We start from the raw sequence: 21,447 nt of genomic DNA on the forward strand, positions 1-21,447 counted from the left end.
CCCGTCAGGATGAGGAACCACAAACTGATTTCGTTTTGGCATTGATCAGACTTCCAAAAGTTGACGTTGAAAACCGAGTTAACCGTTTGGACTAGAATTCCCAAGCTGGAATCAGGAGTTGTGATTGCTAACTGAGCTAACCGAGTTGACCCTAATCCGGTCTACTTTTTTGTTCTCAATAAATGGGAGTGGTTCGCAATAGACTCCCCTAGAACGAGAGCAAATGTGCCAGTTTTTTGAAAATGTACGCAAACTGGGCGTTTGAAGCTGCTACATCGTAAAATAGCTTTTTTTCCCGATGTAGGAAGAAGATGAAGGTTAATTGTCACGCTCAAGCGGAGATTCTTTCAACCAGAGAAATTAATCGATTGTTTGAGGCCGAACTAACCTGCGATTGCGATTGCTCCGCACGATTCCATAGGAATCGTGCTTTGTTTGGCGTTTGCTTTCTCACGGGATGCCGAATCTCAGAATCTTGCTCATTGCTCACTCCTGATATTTATGGAGCAAATGGCTCGGTGAGAACAAAGCTCACGTTTCGTAAGAGCAACACCAAAGGCAAGTTGAAAACGCGATCAATTCCCGTGCGATCTGAACCAGTAGACCTGCTCACGAGTCATCACCCTCAAGCCGGCAGACGACAAAATGGAAGCAGCTTTACTACTAGACCTTCAACATTCTAATCGGTGTGCTGATCATATTTTCTGCTTGCACGTCTCAGGCTCGAAATAATGGCAGCATTCACCTAGTCATGGGCACTCCTAGCCCTGCAACGGGCGACCCAGCGAATCAAGACGATTATCTATTGATAAGGCGACAATATGCCCTGTCCTACAACAACGACGAGCGAATCGCGAATTGGGTGAGTTGGCAGTTGAACCAATCTTGGCTGGGGAGTGTCGATCGATGTTCCAGCGATCCTATGGAAGATTGTCGTGGTTCTTGATCGACCTGGATTAAGGAATCAAGGCGTAACCGAGAAAACTCGCGTGATCGCGGTGAATATGCCGAACATTGTCGGGATTGCAGACAAGGGCTACAAAGATTATCTAACCACAGTAGACGAGCTTGAAACGCTGACAGGATACAACTTTCTAGACGTTCCTGAAGAGATTCAGAAGGTGATTGAAGCGAAGAAGGATGCCGTATTTGCAACACAACCGTTTGGACAGGGTGAGTGGAAGATCGCTAATCTCCCATCGAAAAAATCACAGTCCGCTGAGGTTATGGCTTCTTCGTTCTATCCCTAAAACATTCACGGCATCTCAACCTTAAGCTGCACCCCGCAGTCTTTCAGCCAACAAACAATCCTCAAAACTCAACGCTTCATCATCCAGGAATGAGGCAAACGTCATTTCTACCACTGCCTCAATCGGATATTCAATTTCAGCCGCTCGTTTGATCAACGCTGCCTGAACATATTCCGGTAGCTCTGACAGAATGCGTTGGGCTGCTTCTGGGGAGAGCCGAACCAGATTCATAGTTGCTGAAGTGTTCATTGTTTTTCCCTCGGAATGGAAACGTTATAAGGTGGCTTTGTCGCTTGAAGGATCAACGTTTCTAGCTCAAATAGTACTCCAAGTCTTGTAATGCGTTCCAATTCAAAGATCGCAATCCGAACCTCATTAGGATCATAACGCGCTAGCCAGCTCCATAAAAATGCTTTGTGACCTGCCCGAAATCGATCGCGTAAGTTTTTAGACTTGCCAATATACAACAGCCCCTCACGGCAATGGCGTACGGCGTACAGCCCAGGATAGTTAGAAATATCATCAAATTCTCTACTTAGGAGCCGGCAGTTATCAAACGGAGTGAATGCTAGGGCATCAAGAATGGCTCGTGCTTCTGCCTTGATATCGTCATTGGTCATGAGTGCCTTACTCGGTTGTTACTTATTCAGAATCTGATCTAATTCATCGAGCAGATTCTGTAAGTTGTGGTGCTGAATGAGTTCCAAGTTCTCAGGCTTTTTGAGCCAATCCACCAATGCTTCAGTAGTGATATCGCTAATCGTCCAATCCCGCCCACCATTCTTCAAGCCTGCGATCGCTTTCACCAGTTGCTTCAGAACTTTAGGCGGATACGCCCTAATTTCATCTGTATTCTTTGCCACGTCTGCAATTTGCGCTTTTCCGTTAGTTGTCTCTGCCATCGTATAAGCCCTTAGCTGCATTTTTGAGATTATACGTTATCGTATATAGTCGTTATCGGATAGATCTGTTATGCTTTCTCTTACATAGAAACTTCAAGAAATTCTAGAAATTTCAGCAATGGCAAGGCTTCCAGGGCTTCACAGAGTTTCTATGTCTACCTATTTTGTCCAGTAGAGAGAGTTTATGAAACGACTACCCGTTGGGCTTTTCATGGGTATGCTCTCCGCCTGCTACTTTGCAGACATCGCAAGGGTCGCGCTTCAACCGAGTGAGGTTAGAGCAAATCCCACTATTCCAGCCGCTGCTGCCGCGTGTTTGTCTAATCCAAACTGCATGGCGGCTATGGTGACAATTGGAGGTGTTGTCTACTGGGAGATTCGAGAAGGCTTTAACATTCGTCATATTCCCCTAGCGCCCATGCTAGGCGACCCCGGCAATGTAGCAGGCCGTAGAGAAACCCATGCAGTTGCGAACAGTGCGATATGCGATGAAATGCTGCGAAATTTTCAACAACGAGGACGACGCTTGAAACTGATTGAGCGGCGTTATGTCGGTGGACAATTACCCTACCTGTGCATCTTTGAAGGTGTTGATGCTCAACCCGGATATTATGACGATAATCGATACAAATGATCTAGGAGAATGGCATGAACTTAGTGATTTATAGTCTGTGTCGGGAGAGCGATTTGCTCCGCAAAGCTCCGAAGGATCCCAATTTCAATGAGGAACCGATCAAGGTCGAATGGTCGGAAGATGTGCCTGGTGTCGGACAGTCTGTTTCATTGGGTGGCGAGCAACGTTGGTTTAAGGTGCAAATCACACGTTACCAGTCTGCTCAACAAGATATCGACGTTTATTTTGTTCATGTCAATCGAACACTTGCAGTGCCTGTAGGCTGGGACTGCGACGGGCGAGAGAACGAAACCATTCACGTTGAACTCTCAACTGTTGGAGAGTCGATTTTAGGGTTTGCATTCAATGTTCTAGGGGAAGCGCCAAAAGTAGGATCGAGGCTAATGAATTATCAACGCACATCACATCCAACCTTAATGCAGGAAACTTCGAGCGATTGGATTCGCGATCGCTATGATGAATGTATACCCCAAGGAGCAGCGCCTTATAAAGCGATTTATTTAACGTGGTGTAAGCAAAATGTGCTGACAACGGCACAATTGCAAGCTTAACGTCGCCCGCTGAGCCATCCTCCAGGACTACCCAGGTGAAATTAGGCATAACTTGGGTAAGTTGCCGCTATCTCTGAAGAACCGATTGGTTCATGATGGAAGGACGTTCAAAACCGCTGGCCCCTCTATCACGCTGGCATTTATCAAAACGAGCCCTGGGCAATTGCTCAGGGCTTTTTAGTGAGTTACTGCAAGGTGAGATGAAAATGGCTCAATCCCTTTCATAGCTTCAAACTGCAAAGCATAAGATGCTCGTGGAACCGATGATGGCTTCAAGACCTTCAACCGTGCAAGAAGGTTAAATGGAATTGACACTGTAAATCTGATCAAAAAAGAGCAAGTGAATGGAATGATTCCAGGAACCAATGCATCCGGAGCGAAGTTGGTTCAGAACACCCCAGAGTTGTTGCTGAAGGCACTGCGAATGACAACAGTTCGTTTGTCATTCAACCAGATTTGCAATCCAACCCCTTTAACGTCTACCAAACATTGACCTTAATTGAGATCCCTAACTTTCCTTAACTTACCCTTATCGACCTGCGGAGGCAAACCGAATACCTTAGAAAGGTCAACAGCGAAAGCCCCTCCATCCGAGGCTTTCACGATTCTAAGACAGGAGCTTCCCTCATGACCGCTACCCTAACATCCCCATTCCGTCACTCCCTACTGAAAGCCGCTGCCCTCTTGAGCATCGGTGTTCCATTCCTGACGCTCTTAGCCCCTGGAGCCGCCCAAGCAGAGGCACCCCAAGTTCAATGTACCGAAGCCCTCGGCATCAATGTCTGTGCCAAGTTGCAACCGTTCGGCTACGACCTCTACGCCCAATCCGAAAGCGTCACCGGTCAGAAAACGCTGCTGCCGCCTGAAGGCGGGTGTCCGGTGTTCACAATCACCGCTCCGACTGGTCAGTTTCGGGTGGAAGGCTGTTTTGAGTCTGGCTCCACGCCCAAGCTAGAAGGGGCGGTAAAACGCATTGGCACTCCCGGACAACAAGCGTTTAGCCTCAACTTGCCAAAAGGCTATTTTTTAGGGAACGATGCCCATCTGGGAGAAAAAGGATATGCGTATTATTTAGATGGTGTCAAAGTGGCAGTGGAACCGAATTGGTCGCGTCGAGAGGCGATCGTTCAACTGGAGGCGGCGAAGAAGACTTACCCCAACCAGAAGGTCGAAGGGTATTTCGACGGTCAGAAGATTGGCTATGAATTGTTCTGGGATGGAGTTCGAGTGGGATTTGAACCGGGTTGGACGCTGCAACAGGCGGTGACCAACCTGCAACAAAACAAGAAAGCGTATCCCCAAAAGCGAGTGGAAGGCGTGCTAAACGGTCAGAAGATTGGCTACGAATTGTTCTGGAATGGAGTTCGAGTGGGATTTGAACCGGGTTGGACCCAGCAGCAAGCGATCGACAACCTGCGCTGGAACCAGCGAACCTATGCCAACCAAAAAGTATCTGGCTGGTTCGGGGGTGAACCGATGATGTTCCAGCAGTCTGCTCGACGTCCTGCCGCGGCCCCGGTTGCAGACCGGAAGTGATAGGGGAAGTGCTGACAAAGTAGGAGTGCTAGCGCCTCCAGGGCGGTTTGCCGGGCTGTGTCGCAAAAACTATTCAAACACAGAGATTTGCGACACAGCCTATTCCAGTACCTCATCTCATCCGATCGTTATCATGACGAATGACACGATTCATTTGTCGATGAGAAGTATTTGCAACACAACCACCATTCGTGCAGTTCATCAGGAGCGAATTGACTTGGAATCTCTGACATTGAAGGGCTCCCCTGCTAAAACAACGTTAACTGCATCAACGATGCACTCCTCGAAGCTCCGAAGGAACCGTTCGGAGTTGCGCTCTGCGCTAATCGCTCCTCGCCTAAATTAGAAAGCGAGATCCCTAATAGCCTGACACTCCGTCCCTCTAAATCAATCGCCTCAAACAACTCCTGCGCCAAGGCTACGATCGTTACGACCTCACAGATGGGATTCATCACGGTTCGGCTGCGTGTCATCTGCTGGTAGTTGGCAAACTTCACTTTCAGCGTGATCGTCCGTCCTCCAGTCTGGTGACGCTCCAGCCGTCCGTAGAGGGTCTCTGCAATCGTCTCGAGTTGATGCAGCATCAGGGCGCGATCGCTCAAGTCCTGAGCATAGGAAGTTTCTGCCCCCACGGATTTACGGATGCGATTCGCCTCGACCGCTCGGTCATCCTGTGCCCTAGCAATCTTGAAGTAGTGATGCCCTGCCTTACCGAAATGCTGCACTAGTTCCAGTTCAGACCGCCCTTTCAAGTCAGCCCCCGTGTGAATCCCTAACTCGTGCATCTTCGCCGCACTCACCTTGCCGATGCCGTGAAACTTCTCGATCGGCAAAGACGCCACAAACGCCTCAGCCCGATCGGGCAAAATCACCGTCTGTCCATTCGGCTTCTGGATTCCCGAGGCCATCTTGGCCAAGAACTTGTTGAATGAGACTCCCGCAGAAGCCGTTAAGCCTGTCTCCTCGAAGATCACGGCTCTGATCTCGCGAGCGATCGTGGTGGCGTAGGGCAGCCCTAACTTATTTTCGGTGACATCAAGATAGGCTTCATCGAGGGCGATCGGTTCGATCACGTCAGTATGACGCTCAAAAATGGGGCGAATTTGAGCTGAGATCGCTCGGTAGAGTTCAAACCGAGGTGGCACGAAAATCAAGTGAGGACAGCGTTGAAGCGCGACTTTAGAGGACATGGCTGAGTGAATGCCAAATCGTCTCGCCTCATAGCTAGCAGCGCAGACCACCCCTCGCGTATTCGGAGAGCCACCGACGGCCAGCGGTTTACCTCGATAAACTACGTTGTCCCGTTGCTCGACCGAGGCATAGAAGGCATCCATATCCACATGAATAATCTTTCGCATCTCACTTACCCGCGCTGAGCCACCTTTCAATTCTTAAACGAATAGTACGAAGTAACTATTAAGGTATTCCTTTAATGAGAAATTGTTACACCTTCTCCATCAGCATTTATCAGTGACGATCGATGTCCTTCAACCGATTACCCGCTGCGCTGTAGTGATGAATATAGAAAACCTAGTATTCCTGCCCTCTTAAAATTCCTCAGCTTGGCAGAACGGTTCAAAATCCTACCTCAAGCATGGATAACAGGGTCACCGTCTAATCCCGTGTTACCCAAAGGGTTTCGGCTCCATAGAACTCCCCTCGTTGCTCGAGTCGGTATTCACCCAGCAATAGGGCTAACCAAGTGTTGACCCATACACTTCGTGGCTCATTATCTTCCGCCGCACTTAGATCATTCATCGCCCTTGTCAAGTCGACCAATGGAATCGAGCGATGAGGCTGCGCTGCAAAATACTGCTGGATTGCACTGATCCAATCCTGAACATTCTCGCTGTGAGCGATCGCAATTGCGCCGTTGTAACTCTCCGCCTCGTCAAGCGCTGGTTCTGTCTCCAGGGCCTCCAAAAGGGCAGCTTGATCAATTTCTGCGACCACAGATCGCCCATCGTTGGGAAATTCAGATTGGTTCCCAACCGGCGGAGCTCTTAGCGGAACCGGAGGAACTTCAACAAAGGGAGCCAAATTGACTTGCATCGATTGCCGCACAAATCGATCAAACGCCCCCGGCGGCATGATTGGACCTTCTACATTACCACCCTGGTGAATTTCTTCGACCGTTAGCCAGGCTCGGTCTTGAATGATTTGAGCAATCCGGGCGATCGCATCGCCCGCTACTTTCAATTGAGATCGCACACTTAACGCTTCCAGGGCACCATTCAAGCAGGTCCAAATCTCCTCCAGATCTGCTGCTTCTGGCAAGTCTTCTGCCAGTTCGAGCGCCTTCGAGAGATCGAGTTGCACGATTGGGTTTGACGGGTCAACTTGTTGCTTCGGAGTCGCGCCTTCCCTCCTCATCGCCCTAGCACCCCACACACCTCCGGTGCCAGTTCTTCTAGCGCAGCAAACTTACGAATGCCATACAGCTCCCCCAGCTTCTTCAGCAGGCGCTCCACATAAATCTCGACCTGACGAGGCGTTAACGTGGCACAAGAAATCGGAGCAATTTCGGCTTCCTTGATGCGTCCGCGCCACACTTCACCGGAGACCGCTACGAGGGGCGCATCTACCGCCCGACGATACACTTGTAAGACTGCAGAATAGCCGGCATCGGGTAGCTCGGTTTCAAACTGAATCTGCTTCATGCCTGAATGCTCACGAATCTGTGCAATCGTGTCTGCGGCTAAGGAGTCATCACTGAGCTGAACCGTGATCCGTCCTTGTTCTGCCCAGCGTTTCTGATTGCGTTGTTGATTGCGCCGATCGCGGTGACGGGCATACGATCGACGGTTTGGGCAGCGATGCGAATCCCAGCAATCGTCGCCTTCCACCCCATGCCGTTGCTTCGCCTCGATCGCAGACAGCTTGGCACACAAGCGACACTTTTCGGGTAATGATTTCGGCATTATGCCTCCTGCAGTGGTGCGAGTAACTCATTCACCCACTGCTGATCAATCTTAGACAACGCAGGTGGGGGAATAGGCTGTCGATAATCGATCCGCACGTCGTAACTGCCGAGGTCGTAGACGCGATCGAAGACTTCTTTCAGATTCACCGTTAGTTCACCGTCCTCCGGCTTTAGGGGAAGTGGAAAGTGAGGAATGGATTCTCGCAAGCTAAAGCCGTACAAGTCTGCGGTGGGGCGATTAGCTTCCCGACTCACCACAATCCGATAATCGACCTTTTCAGCGGTTCCAATCATCGGCATGGGCAAATTTCCACGCAGTAAATCAATCTCAACTAAATGCGACAAACTTCCTAACACGCGCTGACGCTTTTTCTCGTATGCCATCCGCCCTTTGCCTTTGCGCTTATTTTTAGGCGATAAGATTTCGACTGCCGTGACAACCGTATTTGTCCCAACCTCTCGGACTTCCAGATACCGTTCTCGGACTTCAACGGGCACGGGAAGGCGAACCTGGGTCGGGCGCGTTTGCACTGCAACGTCTAACACCTCTGACGATCGCAGATTTTCTTGCTGTTCTGCTAGCGGTAATATCAAAGCATCAGGAATGCCGACTAGCAATTCTTCTTCCCCCTCGTCGGTATAGGTGCGCGTCTCAACTCCGACATAGTATTTGGGGCGCAAACTTGGAATCAGCGCATTGGACAGTTCAACAATCAGACGGTTGTGAAATTCCGACCAAAATCTCGGGTGTTCTAGATAAGGGTTCATTCCGGGAAACGGCGACGGCATGAATCACTCCCCAACACGGATAGCTTCTCAATTTTACCTTACGTTCTTTTCGGCAGGATGTTGATGTCGTATCCTAGTCATATTCCAGCTAATGATGATTATCTGTAATCAGGAAAAGTGACCAGTGTGAAACCCAAGCCCACCCCCATCCCAGAGATTCAAATTATTCCAACCCGTCAGGCGCAAACTCAGCCGCAACCAGTGCCATCAGCTCCCACGGATCTCAGAGAGTTACGGATTGAAGAGTTTTTGCAGGCGAGATCGCTGGCTCCCAGAACTCAGAACGCATATCGTCAAGACCTCCAGCAGTTCCTCGATTGGACAGAGCGCAGTTGGGCAGACCTCACACCCCGCCAGCTTGCTCAGTTTAAGGCGCATCTGATGCGAACGGATTGGGAGACGGATCAACGAGTATTGTCGGATGCCACGGTGCGGCGGGTGCTGGGAACGCTGAAGAACTTCTTGGGCTGGATGGCTCGCTCGCGCTACTTGGCGGTTGACCCGACGCTCGAGGTCGCCCTTCCTAAACTGATCGAACCAGAGGCCCAGAATCTGAGCGATGCAGAGGTGGAGCAGATTGAGCAGGCCATCCTGCAAGGCTCACTGCCAGAACGAAATTTAGCGCTGATTTCGGTGTTGATGCATGGCTTGCGCGCCAATGAAGTGTCTGCGCTAAATCGCGAGGATTTTGATGGACGGCGACTGACTATTCGAGCGGCAAAGGCGGATAGTAAAGGGGCGGTTCCGTTAACGCAAGAGGCGATTCAACGGGTGGAGGCTTATTTGTCTTGGCGACGAGACCAAGGAGATGAGGTGCAATCGATCAGCCCATTATTTGTGTCTCATTCTCGCCGCAATGTGGGACAACGACTGAGTTATGAGGGCATTCGCAAGGTCGTGGATGCGATCGCCCAGAAGACGGGCATCCAGTTTCATGCTCACCGCTGTCGCCACACGTTTGCCACCAATCTGGTGCTGAAGGGGATGAATCCCTATCATGTGATGACGCTAACTCGCCACCGCTCGGTGCAAAGTTTTCGACGCTATACGAAAGCGGCAGACCAGGCGGCGGCGGAAGCGGCATTCTACAAAACAACAGGCACTTCGGCCCAGGAATCAGGGGAGAACGGTTGATTGAAAGGTTCTATCTTGAACATCAACAACCGCTAAAAATAGCTCCATCGATTCGGAGGCTACATAGAAATAAGCTCCAAGTTCACCTGATAACCTAATGGCTGAGTCCAACTACACCTGTGTTGAAGCAGACGGTCATTGTGCTGCTGATCCCCACCCACCCGTGACCGTGACCTCCTGGGTTGTGTTGCAAAAAGTGATAGGATTAAGCCCATATTGTGCACTTCCAACTAGCACAAGATTAATGCTGCTTCAACACAATATGTAATATCGCCGACAGGTAGAGCTAAAAAAGTCGAGGGTTCGACTGCGATCATCCGTTAGATTGGCGAGCCGTTTAACGCCACCCAGCAGAATGTAGTGAACAGTTATAAAACACTGAAAGACCCACCGTAAAGTTGGAGATTGTGTGCCTTGTCCCAACTGATTGGGAAGCGTTTGGTTGGCTTGTTTCAAAGCGTGGCAAAGTTGCCGTTGCCCCAGGTTGTAAACAATTAAGCACAAGCCCATAATCATGCCCACCGCCATTATCTGTTCCGGAGATTTGAGAAAGACGCTAGGTAGTGCCATTTCGGAAAGGATAGAGAAAAATGGACCAAAACGAGGAGGCTAATTCTACAAAGCTGATAGCCATACCTGATTATTCTTCATCCTTTCCAAAATAGGACTACCAAATTTTGATTTTCTCAGCTTGGCGATGCGGATCAGGAACAAGAGCTTGAAAATGCTTTAGTCAACCACGTTCGAGATTTCTTGCTGGAGCTAGGAGTCAGCTTTGCTTTTGTCGGTAGCCAATACCCGCTACAAGTCAGTGGCAAAGAATTCAGAATCAACTTGCTTCTCTACCATTTTCGGCTGCATTGCTTTGTTGTCATTGACTTAAAAGTGGTGGAATTCGAGCCAGAACTTAGTGGCAAGATCAATTTTTATGTGTCTGCCGTGGATGACTTGTTGCGGAGTGAGCAGGATCAGCCGACGATCGAGCAGTTAGAAATGGAATTAGAAACTGCCGCGCAAGAGCTAAAAATTGAGGATGCTGAACAATAAGAAACGGGTAGCATTCATCGATCGTCTACCCTGCTTCCGCTTCAGATTTCTTCGTGTCTTTCTATGGAGCTGCTTTTTTGAGGAAGTCATCAGTAGTATAAAGACATAGGAATATGTTGATTCACTCCATTCGTTTCCATCCTCTTCATTTATGAAATCCTGGTACCCCACCCTAACGACCTCCCTGCTTGCAACCCTGCTTCTTTTGGGCACGAAAGCGATCGCACAAACGTCTGCTCCCGTTGAGACAAACCCTCGATCTGGCTGTCTTTCTGGCTATCCAGACCAAACGTATCGCGGTGAGCGTCCCATGTCGCGCAATGAATTTGCGGCAGGACTCGATGCGTGTCTGCAGCAAGTGGATCAATCCATTCGTCTGAACCGAAGCGAGTTTGCTACGAGAGCCGAGTTTGAGCGGCTGATTCAGCGGCAAAGAGAGTTAAACAACCAATTACGGGGAGTCAGCGAGCGCGTCGATACCCTATCGAATCCATTACCCTCGCCCAAGTAAGTTTGGTTTACGAAGCGAATCCCTGATGTTCTGGAACATGTAGCAGATTTGCGGCGGAGGCGCTTTGTGTCGATGAAAAATCACTACACCCTGATGTATCGCAAAGAAGAGCGAGAAATGTTGCCAATGTGTCGATCTGAAGGAATTGGAGTGATTCCCTAGAGGCCTTTAGCGCGCGGATTTTTAGCTGGGAATCGGCAAAAAGAAACGAAAGGAGACACGACGCGCGCGAAGACGGATGACTGGGCGCATCTATTGGTTCGGGGAGTACAAGGTAGGCGATAGCGGATGATCAGCGAACAACTCATCAAAGCGCTGGTTGACCCAAGCGACACGGAGATGGAGAAGATGGTCAAAGCCAGGTTCACTCCAGCGCATTCCAGCTCCCTTAAACCGCTGGGTGATTAACCACTTACAGGCGCTCTCCACCATGCCAGAACCAATCGGCAGTCCCAGCTTCTTGAACTGTCGGTACTGCAAGTGTTGCTGATGAATTTTCAAATAGTTTCGTACTTGCCGCAGTTTTGGCTTGGCAGCGTCTGGAGTAGATGCATAGCGTAACAGTGCGGCGAATTCATTGAGGATGTGATGCACATAGCCATGACGCAACTGATGCCGCAAGCGGATAACCCATTGCTGTGGAGTACGGTTTTTCACCGTACTGCCATAGGCCTCTGCTGCTGCATAGAGATGTTCAGTAGCATGATAAAAATCCAAAATGCCAATGGCGATTGCGGCAAAGCAGCGCTCAAACAATCGCCAGAAGCCCCGAGCACCATCGCTAATCCACACCACCTGCTTGGCCTTAGTGAGTTCCTGTCGGTGAGCTTCTACCTCAAGCAGCGGTTGCAGGTCATTAACCGTGCCTCTGACTGCCACCAATCGGCGCTGCACCAATTGAGTTACCTGCTCTCCTGTGCGCTTGAGGCGATTTCCCAAGCGAGTCAACAGTGCCACCTTAATTTCCTGATAGATGATCTTACCTTTGTTGCTCTTGGGATGCGGACGAAACGGAACCGTCACCCCATCAGCGCCAATTAACAGTGGCAGCGTCGCAACGTCCTCATCCATCACCTCCACTTGCGGCTTGCTCCCCTGCTGCCAGTCGTTCACCTCGACCTGCACCTGAGCCATCTGCTGGCCACCAAAGTGTTGCACCCACTGCCACACGGCAGCATCGCTGACACTCACCCCACTTAGTTGCTCCAGCAGGTGCACCGCCAATCCAAACGGCAGAAACACCGCTAGCAAACACCCCAGTCGCATCAACTCCATCGAGGTCTGTTGGTAAGGTGCGAGCCCAAGTTCCTCATCCAATGGCACCACTTGAGAACCACCACAGCGATTGGGACACCGTCCCACGCGCCGTCGCCATTCCACCCATCCCACCAGCGTCAGCATCCGGCGACTGGCATAGCCTTTACTGTGCAACCGAGTTCCACACTCACAGCAGTGTCCCCATTGCTCAGGCTGCTGCGCTCGTTGGTTCAATTCGTACTCCACAAAGGCACGCGCCAGCCACATGCCCATCTGCCAGCCTGCCAACACCAGAGCAGCAAGCGTTGTACTTTGATGGAATGTCTTCCGCATTTGCTGCCACTCCAGGGTCATTGGAGTGACCGTTTCATCGGTTGCTATCATAGAGGTAGTTTTTGTTATTGAGGGGCAGACCTGTTGGGGTTTGCCCTTTTTTGTCCGCTTCCTCTATTCTCGCTAATCCCTCAAATCCCTCCCCGAACCGATAGATGCGCCCCGGATGACTTTGCTCATCAGCTGTATTATCAAGACTCAGATTTTCAAGTCGTCGGTCGTGTCATTGATCTAGCTCAACAGCACGGCTTTGCTCCAGCCCCAATTGCCTTGGCGTGGTTGCTGCAACAACCCGGTGTAACGGCTCCAATCATCGGAGCAAGCAAGATGAAGCATTTGGAAGATGCGTTGCCCGCTCTGAAGATCGAGCTAAGCGAAGAGGAGTGCAAACAATTAGAGGAACCGTATCAACCGCATTCGGTATTAGGACATAGTAGCTAGTCTCAGAGATTTTAATCCACGATCCTAAGCATCCAGCAAGGCCTCTAACTCCTTGAGCAATCGTTCCGCTTTCGTGCGCGATCGCCCGGTTAAAGATGCTTTAGAAAGACGCTGCATCACGGATTTAACACGGTTCGAGAACGGCTCAGCTTGATCAGCGGATTCTGGACTCTGTTCTTCACGCCAAGTCTTAACCGCTTCTGTGATTTGATCACGGGACCAACCTCCTGCGATCGCTTGCTCTAGTAACGCCTCGCGTGCTTCCTCGTCTGTGATTCGAGCTAGCAGACGCGCTTTTGATCCTTCTAACTGTCCTTGCATAATCGCAGTTTGAATGGACTGCGGAAGATTGAGCAGCGGCAAGAAGTTGACCCGAAATCCTTCAGGCGCATAGCGTCCGAGTCGTTCAAATTTACGCTCGACAATTGCCCAATAGGCTTCAAGCTGTTCGAGGGGGATCGTTGCTAGGAGGCTATCTTTGCGGGGAGGGCGGTGCGTTCCGTCGGGCTGACGATTACGGGAGTTCCAGCTAAAGAGGGCGATGACTTGCTCACGGGACAGCGATAATTCAAGCTCTAGCGATCGGAGAATACCGTGAACGGTTTCCAAATCGTTAAAGTCCCGTCGCTTCAGGTTTTCTTCAAGCTCAAGATCAAGCGCTTCAGCCGCATCAACCTCAAAAACGAGTGCGTCTACCCATTCAATCTTTGCTTGTTGACACGCCAGATAGCGAGTTCCGCCTGCAATCAGCTTATATTTTCCTGACACTGTAGAGCGTACCCAGAGAACCCCTCGAAATCCAGAGGAGCGAAATGTTTCTAAAAAAGAACGGACTAATACTTCATCATGGGACTGTCGGACTCGATCGCTAATTTCAATATCTGATAAGCGTAATCGAACGACGGCTGCACTCCCGTTTTCCTGGGTCTTTGGCGCAGGTAGGTTATCAAGATCTGCGGTGGGCATCATGGACCCGATATTTTGTAAAGCTGCTGCAAGCCGATTAGCCATTGAGAATCTCCTCAAGTAATTGCTGAATATCTGACCATGCTTTTTCGACTGTCTTACCCCGCAGTTGTCCGATCGAGACTCCTCGACCAAAGGCTTCATCATAAGCAGCATAATCGCGGATTACGGCTTCAAAAACGGGGATGCCTTGTGCTCTTAATCCCGCTTTGAAGGTGGTCAGGGTTTCTTCTCGGTTGTTTGGATGGACCCGATTGAGAACGACTCGATGCTTTTGACTGCCAACAGAATCTAAGAGTTTTACTGTGGAACCTGTGACGCGCAGTTCATCTTGCTTGGTTGAACTGGGAATCAGAATTAATGTCGAGCGCTGCACAATTTCTTCGAGGTCAAGTGGTTCGGGTCGAGCTTTGGTATCTACGAAAAAGTGGCGGCAGTTTCCGGTTTGTCCGACTGAGGCGGTTTCGCTCATAACCCGCAGCGGAACACTTTCGCTGTAAACAATCGATCGCGCTCCCACTAGCGTGCTGCGGTTTGGGTCGCCATCGATCAGAATGGTTTCGATACCACGTTGTGCTAGGGCATAAGAGAGATTGACGGCGATCGTGGTTTTTCCGACTCCGCCTTTTTGATTCAGAATTGAAACCAAAAGAGGCTGGATGACGGGTTGAGCAGTGGAAGATTTGGCTGAGGTTTTGGCTTTCTTTTTAGAGGTCGATAGAGCAGGCATAGCAGTATTGAAGGAACGTGAATTCTGAACGTTTGTCGTTTTGTTGCTGGGATAGATCCGATGATTTTTGTAGCTGACTTAGAGGGCAAATGATCTCAAAAGGCTCTCTCAAAAGTCGATGAAATGATAATACTGGTAAATCACAAGGTTTGAGTACTTTCTTTAGCTACTTCAAATCTAGAAGCGTGAATACCAGTATTCGCACTTCATTTTTCCCCAAATTCAAAAGCGTGAATACCGGTATTCACGCTTTGTAATCGGATTGCTTGAGCCAAATTTGCCGAATTGAAGTAAAGTCTGTGATTGACGATCGAGGAATTTCTAATTCGCGATCGCACTTCTTTAGACTCTATCGGAATTGGATTAGATTGAGCGTCATCGGAATTCGAGGAAGGACCCCGGAGAAGATGCTGTCATACACAAAAGTTCAAAGCAAGCCACGAGTATTGCAAAGCTTGACTGGGCTAAATGTGGCTGAATTTGAACAACTTCTGGTCAGCTTTGAGGGGGCAGGGGGATGTGAACTTCATCAACAAGCTTCTACACTGCTAGTCGATGGAGTTTCCATTCAATTGGTTTCCCCAGCGAGTGGGGACTAGCAGCAGAGAATATCTGCCGGGTTGTTGTTTCATCCAACGAGTTTCCATTCAATTGGTTTCCCCAGCGAGTGGCGACAACAACAGGGGCAAGCCAAGTCTCAAAATCACTTGCAGTTTCCATTCAATTGGTTTCCCCAGCGAGTGGGGACCCCAAGGCAATGAGTTTAGCGATATGCTGACGGCTCGAGTTTCCATTCAATTGGTTTCCCCAGCGAGTGGGGACTCGGGGAAGATTGTGATCGTCAACCAGCTTGTAGAGCGTCTGGACTGAGAGTTTCCATTCAAGTGGTTTCCCCAGCGAGTGGGGACTCAACAGTCCGAAGATTCCGATAGCTACTACGACCAAATGGTTTCCATTCAATTGGTTTCCCCAGCGAGTGGGGACAAACGGTGTGCTTTTCCGCTATAGCAGCACTAGTCGTTTCCATTCAATTGGTTTCCCCAGCGAGTGGGGACTTGGCGACTGATCGACTGCGCTAAGGCGTGGAAGCACGCGTTTCCATTCAATTGGTTTCCCCAGCGAGTGGGGACAGCGATCGCAAGGCTACAGAGGATAATTTTCTCTCTAGTTTCCATTCAATTGGTTTCCCCAGCGAGTGGGGACCGTGATCAGCGATCGCAACAATAGAATTGCAGCACTAGGTTTCTATTCAATTGGTTTCCCCAGCGAGTGGGGACTAATGCTTCCCTTGAAGAATCAGAAAGGTTTGCAACTGGTTTCCATTCAATTGGTTTCCCCAGCGAGTGGGGACTCAAGAGATCATGTCTTTGGATCAACCGTTAAGAGGTTTCCATTCAATTGGTTTCCCTAGCGAGTGGGGACTTATATAAAATGTAATTTCCCTAAAATGGGAGAATAAGTTTCCATTCAATTGGTTTCCCCAGCGAGTGGGGACCACATCGATCGCCTCGACGGTGAAGCTGCCGTCCGTATGGAGTTTCCATTCAATTGGTTTCCCCAGCGAGTGGGGACACAGAAGACAACCTTTATCATTGCGAGCAGCATTCTCGAAGTTTCCATTCAATTGGTTTCCCCAGCGAGTGGGGACATGAATCTGGCGCGACACTGACATGGAAGACTCTTTTGTTTCCATTCAATTGGTTTCCCCAGCGAGTGGGGACTTGAAATAATTCAAAAAGCGATCCGGTGCATTTGGCGAGTTTCCATTCAATTGGTTTCCCCAGCGAGTGGGGACAGCACACGAATACACAGTAACATTCACAGAGAGTAAATAGTTTCCATTCAATTGGTTTCCCCAGCGAGTGGGGACTCTGGTTCTTCCATCACAACATCCCAGCGAAGAACGGGTTTCCATTCAATTGGTTTCCCCAGCGAGTGGGGACCTTCTGGCGCGTCACTGGGTCTAATCCCCGTTCCCAGGTTTCCATTCAATTGGTTTCCCCAGCGAGTGGGGACATTTCTGCGCTTCCCGCAGGGAAAGTCATATTTGTCGCAACGGTTTCCATTCAATTGGTTTCCCCAGCGAGTGGGGACGGGATGTAAAGTTCAACGAGGTTTGGAACCTCATTCGTTTCCATTCAATTGGTTTCCCCAGCGAGTGGGGACGAAACCGCGTTCGAGCAAATGCGCACCACCTTAGAAGGTTTCCATTCAATTGGTTTCCCCAGCGAGTGGGGACAAAAATGTTCTTGCCGTTGATCACAAATTTGCCGTAGGTTTCCATTCAATTGGTTTCCCCAGCGAGTGGGGACGCTCCTGCTGAAACTCCATTGACCACGATCGCGAACGGTTTCCATTCAATTGGTTTCCCCAGCGAGTGGGGACCAAACCAGACGACAGCGTTGTTCACACCATAACTCCCGTTTCCATTCAATTGGTTTCCCCAGCGAGTGGGGACTCCAAATTGGATCGAAGACGGTATGAGCGTTATTCCTGTTTCCATTCAATTGGTTTCCCCAGCGAGTGGGGACTCAACTCGAAGAGTGCGAACAGTGGTTCAATAGATGAAGAGTTTCCATTCAATTGGTTTCCCCAGCGAGTGGGGACCTGAAATCAGGAAATTGGATAGCGCGATCGCTAAACTTGTTTCCATTCAATTGGTTTCCCCAGCGAGTGGGGACGGAATACGCAATGCAGATAGAAGTTAACCGCTACGTTGAGTTTCCATTCAATTGGTTTCCCCAGCGAGTGGGGACGAAGAGCGGGGAGAGCCACAAATCATGGGGCACAGGGTTTCCATTCAATTGGTTTCCCCAGCGAGTGGGGACCGGAGCTATTACCTATCATCAAGCAAAGATTAAAGCGTTTCCATTCAATTGGTTTCCCCAGCGAGTGGGGACTACCATCGATCTAGGGGATGGCCGCACTATCATGAAACAGTTTCCATTCAATTGGTTTCCCCAGCGAGTGGGGACTCAATCAAGAGGCTTTTGACACTTACAAAGGTAGAGAGTTTCCATTCAATTGGTTTCCCCAGCGAGTGGGGACCTTGAAGAAATTCCGCGTCCGCTTACTAAAGCTGAATTGTTTCCATTCAATTGGTTTCCCCAGCGAGTGGGGACTCCGCTCGCAAGCTCGCTTCATGGACTAATCGAAAAGTGTGTTTCCATTCAATTGGTTTCCCCAGCGAGTGGGGACTACGATTCTTTTGCCACGATCGCGTCTTCTGGATATTTGGTTTCCATTCAATTGGTTTCCCCAGCGAGTGGGAACCAGAGATTTCTATCCTGACGTAAAAAGCGTGGAAATTGTTTCCATTCAATTGGTTTCCCCAGCGAGTGGGGACGCACAGAAGACGCATGGGGTGTTGCCGTTCCCGATTTTGGTTTCCATTCAATTGGTTTCCCCAGCGAGTGGGGACAGAAAATGCAGCATTCATAAAACGCGAATTCAAGAACGAGTTTCCATTCAATTGGTTTCCCCAGCGAGTGGGGACCAGTCAATTCACCGAGTCGCACCAAATCCGCAACATCTGGTTTCCATTCAATTGGTTTCCCCAGCGAGTGGGGACATATAAGGCGCGGTTATAGGGTGAGGCTTGCGATCGTAGGTTTCCATTCAATTGGTTCCCCCAGCGAGTGGGGACTTAAGGAACCCGTGCATCCCTAATTTCCGGTTGCCAAAGGGTTTCCATTAGACCTCTTGCACATTAACCCGAATTAAGCGGATTGGGATTGCTCATAGTTGTACAAAGCAGCAATGAGATTACAGCGCAAACCAAAGCGTCGCCGCCGATTGCGATACCGTTCAGCTAAGATCCTGAAGATCTTCAAGCAGCGATTGACCTGCTCAATCACCACGCGCTCACGGGCAAGTGTGCGATTGTAAGCTCTGTCTTCGGCAGCGAGTTGCCCACCTCTAGGTTTCTTCGTTGGTAAGCGACTGTTGAGGTGCAGTTTCTGCATCCCTTGATAGCCCTTGTCCTGCAAACTGGTCGTCTGGGGATGAAAGTGAACACCGGAAGCTTGAAACAACTTGAAATCATGTCGTCGTCCCTTGCCAAAGAAGGTGCAAATAATTTTGCCAGTTGCTTGTTCAATTACCAGTTGGCATTTGAGCGTATGTCGTTTCTTCTTACCTGAATAGAAACTCCGTTGATGGCGTTTCGGGCGCTCAATCGGTGTTTCAGTGACATCCACCACGACCACCTCTGGGTTGCCAAAGCCCCGCACAAGCTGCTTCTTGCCTGGCAAGCGAAACCGACCAGAACCCATCAAGTGATCCTCGACCCAATGGACAATGCGACAGACGCTCGCTTCGCTGACTCCCCAACTGCTGCCGATATGGAAGTAGGTGCGATACTCCCGCCAATACTCTAAAGCGACGAGTACGCGATCCTCAATGCCTAACTTTGGCTTAGCTCCAGGTTTAGGAACAGGTCTCCAAACTGGCTTGAGGGTATTTACCATCTGCTTAAATGTGTTGGGTCGAACCCCAAAGCGGCGCTTGAAGTGTTGAGGTGAGAGAGTTTGCGCTATTGTGTAGTTCATTATCAGGACGCTTTTCAATTGCTATGTCCTGATTTTTCTCAGTTTGCTAGCCTTGGCAACCTATACAGGAAACTAATCTGCAAGAGGTCTATTCAATTGGTTTCCCCAGCGAGTGGGGACGAGATCGACCCGCTGATCAATAACCTGATCAACCTGATGGGGTTTCCATTCAATTGGTTTCCCCAGCGAGTGGGGACATAATACCTGAAATTGAACGATTACTAGAGACAGAGTTTCCATTCAATTGGTTTCCCCAGCGAGTGGGGACCACCAGTTGTGAACAATTCGATTCATAGGAAGGAACTGTTTCCATTCAATTGGTTTCCCCAGCGAGTGGGGACTTATGCGATTCAACCAACTTCCTCTCTTCATTTCGCTAGTTTCCATTCAATTGGTTTCCCCAGCGAGTGGGGACTTAGCTCGATGGAATATCACATTCGCGAGCGCATCCCCAGTTTCCATTCAATTGGTTTCCCCAGCGAGTGGGGACGCGTCATTGACACTGAAAACGAAATCCAGCGAGTTAAGTTTCCATTCAATTGGTTTCCCCAGCGAGTGGGGACTTAATCTATTACGTGTCTGCGAGCGCTGACAATAGGTTTCCATTCAATTGGTTTCCCCAGCGAGTGGGGACTATGAACTGATCGCCGACATGGGTGATTTGGGTTGGTGGCAACCTGACGACGTTTCCATTCAATTGGTTTCCCCAGCGAGTGGGGACAAGAAGAAGATCAACCAAGGATCACAGGAGCTATTGTAGAGTTTCCATTCAATTGGTTTCCCCAGCGAGTGGGGACCCTTCATAGCTTAAAGCTAAACCTCACAAAGCGTCCAGCCTACATCTGCGAGCCTTAGCCCCAATCGAGAGCACAACCACCGAATTCCTCCTTGTCAAAACAGCTAAAGCACCCTAGCAACAACGCATCGAGGCTCAGAACCAAGCAATCGCACGTCAGCAGGATTGTCCCCAGCCTCGCACCCTTAAACCACGATCGATCCCTGCCGCTCTGTCAACGGCACCCCGCCCCAAACTTCAACCTGCTCCACCGTGTGTCTCGATAGTGGATACATCCGCACACTATCCTCTGGCAACTTCACCACGTGCTGCAACCGCGCCCGCAGCTCACGAAACTGCTGCCGCGACAACACACACTCAAACACACTGTATTGCACCCGTTGCCCATAAGCAGATAGCACATTTGCCACCTTTGTCCGCCGCTTTTGGCAAGGAATATCATAGGCCACCACGTACAGTAACATTATGCCTCCTCCTACCGAATCCGGTACGGCTCATACCCGGGCGACACCTGAGTAATGAACTGTCGAAACACCTTTACCTGCCGATTTAACACATCCCATCGCGGAGCCACGACTCCGGTTGCCGTCTGCACCCGCTCTTCCATCCGCCCAATCAACGCCGTCAACAGTTTCTTGCGCCCTGACTCATTTAAATAGCACCCTCCATTCGCTGGAAAGTCAAAATCATCTGTTGCATCCACCATCCGCCGATTCACTAAATACAGCACGAGCGAATCCACGATCGGTGCTCGAAACACCTCAATCAAATCTGAAGCCAACGCTGGATGACGCTCACTTCCCTGATGCAAGCACGCCTCATAGGGGTCTAACCCCTGCAACTCAATCAAACTCAGTAAATGATTCCACACCACCTGATAGCCAAAGCTCAACATGGCATTCACCGGATCTCCCGGTGGGCGTTTTGATCGCCCCGTCCAAACAAAATCTAGATGATCAATACAGGTGCCAAACACCCCAAAATAACTTGCTGCCCCCGCCCCCTCATACCTCATTAACTGCTCAATCGACGATGCCTGTGCTCTAAGTACAGGACAAAAGCTTGCCGAAAGGCAGTAGGAAAGGGTTTCATAAAAA

General features: G+C 49.9%; 22 protein-coding genes, 2 pseudogenes and 2 CRISPR repeat arrays. Of the genes and pseudogenes, 10 read left to right on the plus strand and 14 right to left on the minus strand.

All coding sequences use genetic code 11. From position 1 onward, the window contains the following. The first annotated feature begins 311 nt into the window (after positions 1 to 311). From AC5I6P_RS14425 to AC5I6P_RS14435, 3 genes are read left to right on the plus strand one after another with little or no spacing between them, the layout of a single operon-like run. Positions 312 to 683 carry a tyrosine-type recombinase/integrase gene (locus tag AC5I6P_RS14425; RefSeq protein WP_495694469.1) on the plus strand — a complete coding sequence of 124 codons (372 nt, stop codon included), beginning with the start codon at positions 312 to 314 and terminating at the stop codon, positions 681 to 683. 5 nt (positions 684 to 688) lie between these two features. Next, positions 689 to 946 (plus strand): DNA/RNA non-specific endonuclease, encoded by a 258-nt coding sequence (locus tag AC5I6P_RS14430; RefSeq protein ID WP_495694470.1) that lies wholly within the window; start codon positions 689 to 691, stop codon positions 944 to 946. Then, complete coding sequence (locus AC5I6P_RS14435; protein WP_495694471.1) at positions 936 to 1,250, plus strand: hypothetical protein; 315 nt, start codon at positions 936 to 938, stop codon at positions 1,248 to 1,250. Before AC5I6P_RS14430 ends, AC5I6P_RS14435 begins: the two co-directional genes overlap by 11 nt. A 21-nt stretch (positions 1,251 to 1,271) precedes the next feature. Here AC5I6P_RS14435 and AC5I6P_RS14440 read toward each other — a convergent pair whose 3' ends face one another. Genes AC5I6P_RS14440 through AC5I6P_RS14450 form a run of 3 tightly spaced genes read right to left on the minus strand, consistent with a single transcriptional unit; the run spans position 1,272 to position 2,152 of the window. Continuing rightward, complete coding sequence (locus AC5I6P_RS14440; RefSeq protein WP_495694472.1) at positions 1,272 to 1,499, minus strand: hypothetical protein; 228 nt, start codon at positions 1,497 to 1,499, stop codon at positions 1,272 to 1,274. Continuing rightward, complete coding sequence (locus AC5I6P_RS14445; protein ID WP_495694473.1) at positions 1,496 to 1,870, minus strand: GIY-YIG nuclease family protein; 375 nt, start codon at positions 1,868 to 1,870, stop codon at positions 1,496 to 1,498. Before AC5I6P_RS14445 ends, AC5I6P_RS14440 begins: the two co-directional genes overlap by 4 nt. A gap of 18 nt (positions 1,871 to 1,888) precedes the next feature. After that, a complete protein-coding gene (locus tag AC5I6P_RS14450) occupies positions 1,889 to 2,152 on the minus strand; it encodes a hypothetical protein (protein WP_495694474.1) in 264 nt (87 codons plus the stop codon). A 184-nt stretch (positions 2,153 to 2,336) separates the two neighbouring features. Between AC5I6P_RS14450 and AC5I6P_RS14455 the strand changes: the two genes are divergently transcribed. From AC5I6P_RS14455 to AC5I6P_RS14465, 3 genes are all read left to right on the plus strand, one after another. Then, positions 2,337 to 2,786, plus strand: coding sequence for a hypothetical protein (locus AC5I6P_RS14455; RefSeq protein ID WP_495694475.1), 450 nt, complete (start codon positions 2,337 to 2,339; stop codon positions 2,784 to 2,786). A gap of 14 nt (positions 2,787 to 2,800) precedes the next feature. After that, positions 2,801 to 3,337 (plus strand): hypothetical protein, encoded by a 537-nt coding sequence (locus AC5I6P_RS14460; protein WP_495694476.1) that lies wholly within the window; start codon positions 2,801 to 2,803, stop codon positions 3,335 to 3,337. A gap of 627 nt (positions 3,338 to 3,964) precedes the next feature. Beyond that, positions 3,965 to 4,873, plus strand: a complete 909-nt coding sequence (locus AC5I6P_RS14465; protein ID WP_495694477.1) for a hypothetical protein — start codon at positions 3,965 to 3,967, stop codon at positions 4,871 to 4,873. 248 nt (positions 4,874 to 5,121) lie between these two features. On the opposite strand, the gene dinB is transcribed toward AC5I6P_RS14465, so the two are convergent. The 4 genes from dinB to AC5I6P_RS14485 all read right to left on the minus strand — a co-directional run bounded on the left by dinB (position 5,122) and on the right by AC5I6P_RS14485 (position 8,585). Then, positions 5,122 to 6,231: a DNA polymerase IV gene (dinB, locus tag AC5I6P_RS14470; protein WP_495694478.1), complete on the minus strand. Its 1,110-nt coding sequence runs from the start codon at positions 6,229 to 6,231 to the stop codon at positions 5,122 to 5,124. A gap of 256 nt (positions 6,232 to 6,487) precedes the next feature. After that, complete coding sequence (locus AC5I6P_RS14475) at positions 6,488 to 7,246, minus strand: hypothetical protein (protein WP_495694479.1); 759 nt, start codon at positions 7,244 to 7,246, stop codon at positions 6,488 to 6,490. Further along, positions 7,243 to 7,794 (minus strand): hypothetical protein, encoded by a 552-nt coding sequence (locus AC5I6P_RS14480; RefSeq protein WP_495694480.1) that lies wholly within the window; start codon positions 7,792 to 7,794, stop codon positions 7,243 to 7,245. Before AC5I6P_RS14480 ends, AC5I6P_RS14475 begins: the two co-directional genes overlap by 4 nt. After that, entirely contained in the window at positions 7,794 to 8,585 is a 792-nt protein-coding gene (locus tag AC5I6P_RS14485) for a DUF4058 family protein (protein WP_495694481.1), read from the minus strand. The genes AC5I6P_RS14480 and AC5I6P_RS14485 overlap by 1 nt, the downstream gene beginning before the upstream one ends. 126 nt (positions 8,586 to 8,711) lie before the next feature. On the opposite strand from AC5I6P_RS14485, the gene AC5I6P_RS14490 reads away from it, so the two are divergent. After that, on the plus strand, positions 8,712 to 9,719 hold the full coding sequence (locus AC5I6P_RS14490) for a tyrosine-type recombinase/integrase (RefSeq protein WP_495694482.1): 1,008 nt from the start codon (positions 8,712 to 8,714) through the stop codon (positions 9,717 to 9,719). A gap of 252 nt (positions 9,720 to 9,971) precedes the next feature. On the opposite strand, the pseudogene AC5I6P_RS14495 reads toward AC5I6P_RS14490, so the two are convergent. Beyond that, positions 9,972 to 10,277 (minus strand): annotated as a pseudogene (locus AC5I6P_RS14495) (IS1634 family transposase); the annotation flags it as partial. Positions 10,278 to 10,469: 192 nt separating this feature from the next. Between AC5I6P_RS14495 and AC5I6P_RS14500 the strand changes: the two are divergent. Together AC5I6P_RS14500 and AC5I6P_RS14505 are read left to right on the plus strand one after the other, a co-directional pair. After that, a pseudogene (locus AC5I6P_RS14500) lies at positions 10,470 to 10,766 on the plus strand (PDDEXK nuclease domain-containing protein); the annotation flags it as partial. 151 nt (positions 10,767 to 10,917) lie between these two features. Next, the gene (locus AC5I6P_RS14505; RefSeq protein ID WP_495694483.1) at positions 10,918 to 11,277 is read left to right on the plus strand and encodes an S-layer homology domain-containing protein; all 360 of its coding nucleotides are present in this window, start codon (positions 10,918 to 10,920) and stop codon (positions 11,275 to 11,277) included. A gap of 252 nt (positions 11,278 to 11,529) precedes the next feature. Here AC5I6P_RS14505 and AC5I6P_RS14510 read toward each other — a convergent pair whose 3' ends face one another. Next, positions 11,530 to 12,918: an ISKra4 family transposase gene (locus AC5I6P_RS14510; RefSeq protein ID WP_495694484.1), complete on the minus strand. Its 1,389-nt coding sequence runs from the start codon at positions 12,916 to 12,918 to the stop codon at positions 11,530 to 11,532. A gap of 33 nt (positions 12,919 to 12,951) precedes the next feature. Between AC5I6P_RS14510 and AC5I6P_RS14515 the strand changes: the two genes are divergently transcribed. Beyond that, the gene (locus tag AC5I6P_RS14515; protein ID WP_495694485.1) at positions 12,952 to 13,308 is read left to right on the plus strand and encodes an aldo/keto reductase; all 357 of its coding nucleotides are present in this window, start codon (positions 12,952 to 12,954) and stop codon (positions 13,306 to 13,308) included. 24 nt (positions 13,309 to 13,332) lie between these two features. Here AC5I6P_RS14515 and AC5I6P_RS14520 read toward each other — a convergent pair whose 3' ends face one another. The 5 genes from AC5I6P_RS14520 to cas1 all read right to left on the minus strand — a co-directional run. Then, positions 13,333 to 14,319 carry a ParB/RepB/Spo0J family partition protein gene (locus AC5I6P_RS14520; protein ID WP_495694486.1) on the minus strand — a complete coding sequence of 329 codons (987 nt, stop codon included), beginning with the start codon at positions 14,317 to 14,319 and terminating at the stop codon, positions 13,333 to 13,335. After that, positions 14,312 to 15,004: a ParA family protein gene (locus AC5I6P_RS14525; RefSeq protein ID WP_495694487.1), complete on the minus strand. Its 693-nt coding sequence runs from the start codon at positions 15,002 to 15,004 to the stop codon at positions 14,312 to 14,314. Before AC5I6P_RS14525 ends, AC5I6P_RS14520 begins: the two co-directional genes overlap by 8 nt. 560 nt (positions 15,005 to 15,564) lie before the next feature. Further along, positions 15,565 to 18,651: direct repeats of the CRISPR family, unit length 36 nt; unit sequence GTTTCCATTCAATTGGTTTCCCCAGCGAGTGGGGAC. A gap of 72 nt (positions 18,652 to 18,723) precedes the next feature. Further along, positions 18,724 to 19,554 (minus strand): IS5 family transposase, encoded by an 831-nt coding sequence (locus AC5I6P_RS14530; protein ID WP_495694488.1) that lies wholly within the window; start codon positions 19,552 to 19,554, stop codon positions 18,724 to 18,726. A gap of 84 nt (positions 19,555 to 19,638) precedes the next feature. Continuing rightward, a CRISPR array of direct repeats spans positions 19,639 to 20,351; the repeat unit is 36 nt; unit sequence GTTTCCATTCAATTGGTTTCCCCAGCGAGTGGGGAC. Positions 20,352 to 20,535: 184 nt separating this feature from the next. Next, positions 20,536 to 20,814: a CRISPR-associated endonuclease Cas2 gene (cas2, locus tag AC5I6P_RS14535; RefSeq protein ID WP_495694489.1), complete on the minus strand. Its 279-nt coding sequence runs from the start codon at positions 20,812 to 20,814 to the stop codon at positions 20,536 to 20,538. 11 nt (positions 20,815 to 20,825) lie between these two features. Beyond that, positions 20,826 to 21,447: CRISPR-associated endonuclease Cas1 (cas1, locus tag AC5I6P_RS14540; protein ID WP_495694490.1), on the minus strand; the 622-nt coding region annotated here is incomplete at its 5' end.

It is taken from the genome of Myxacorys sp. (genome assembly GCF_059501405.1).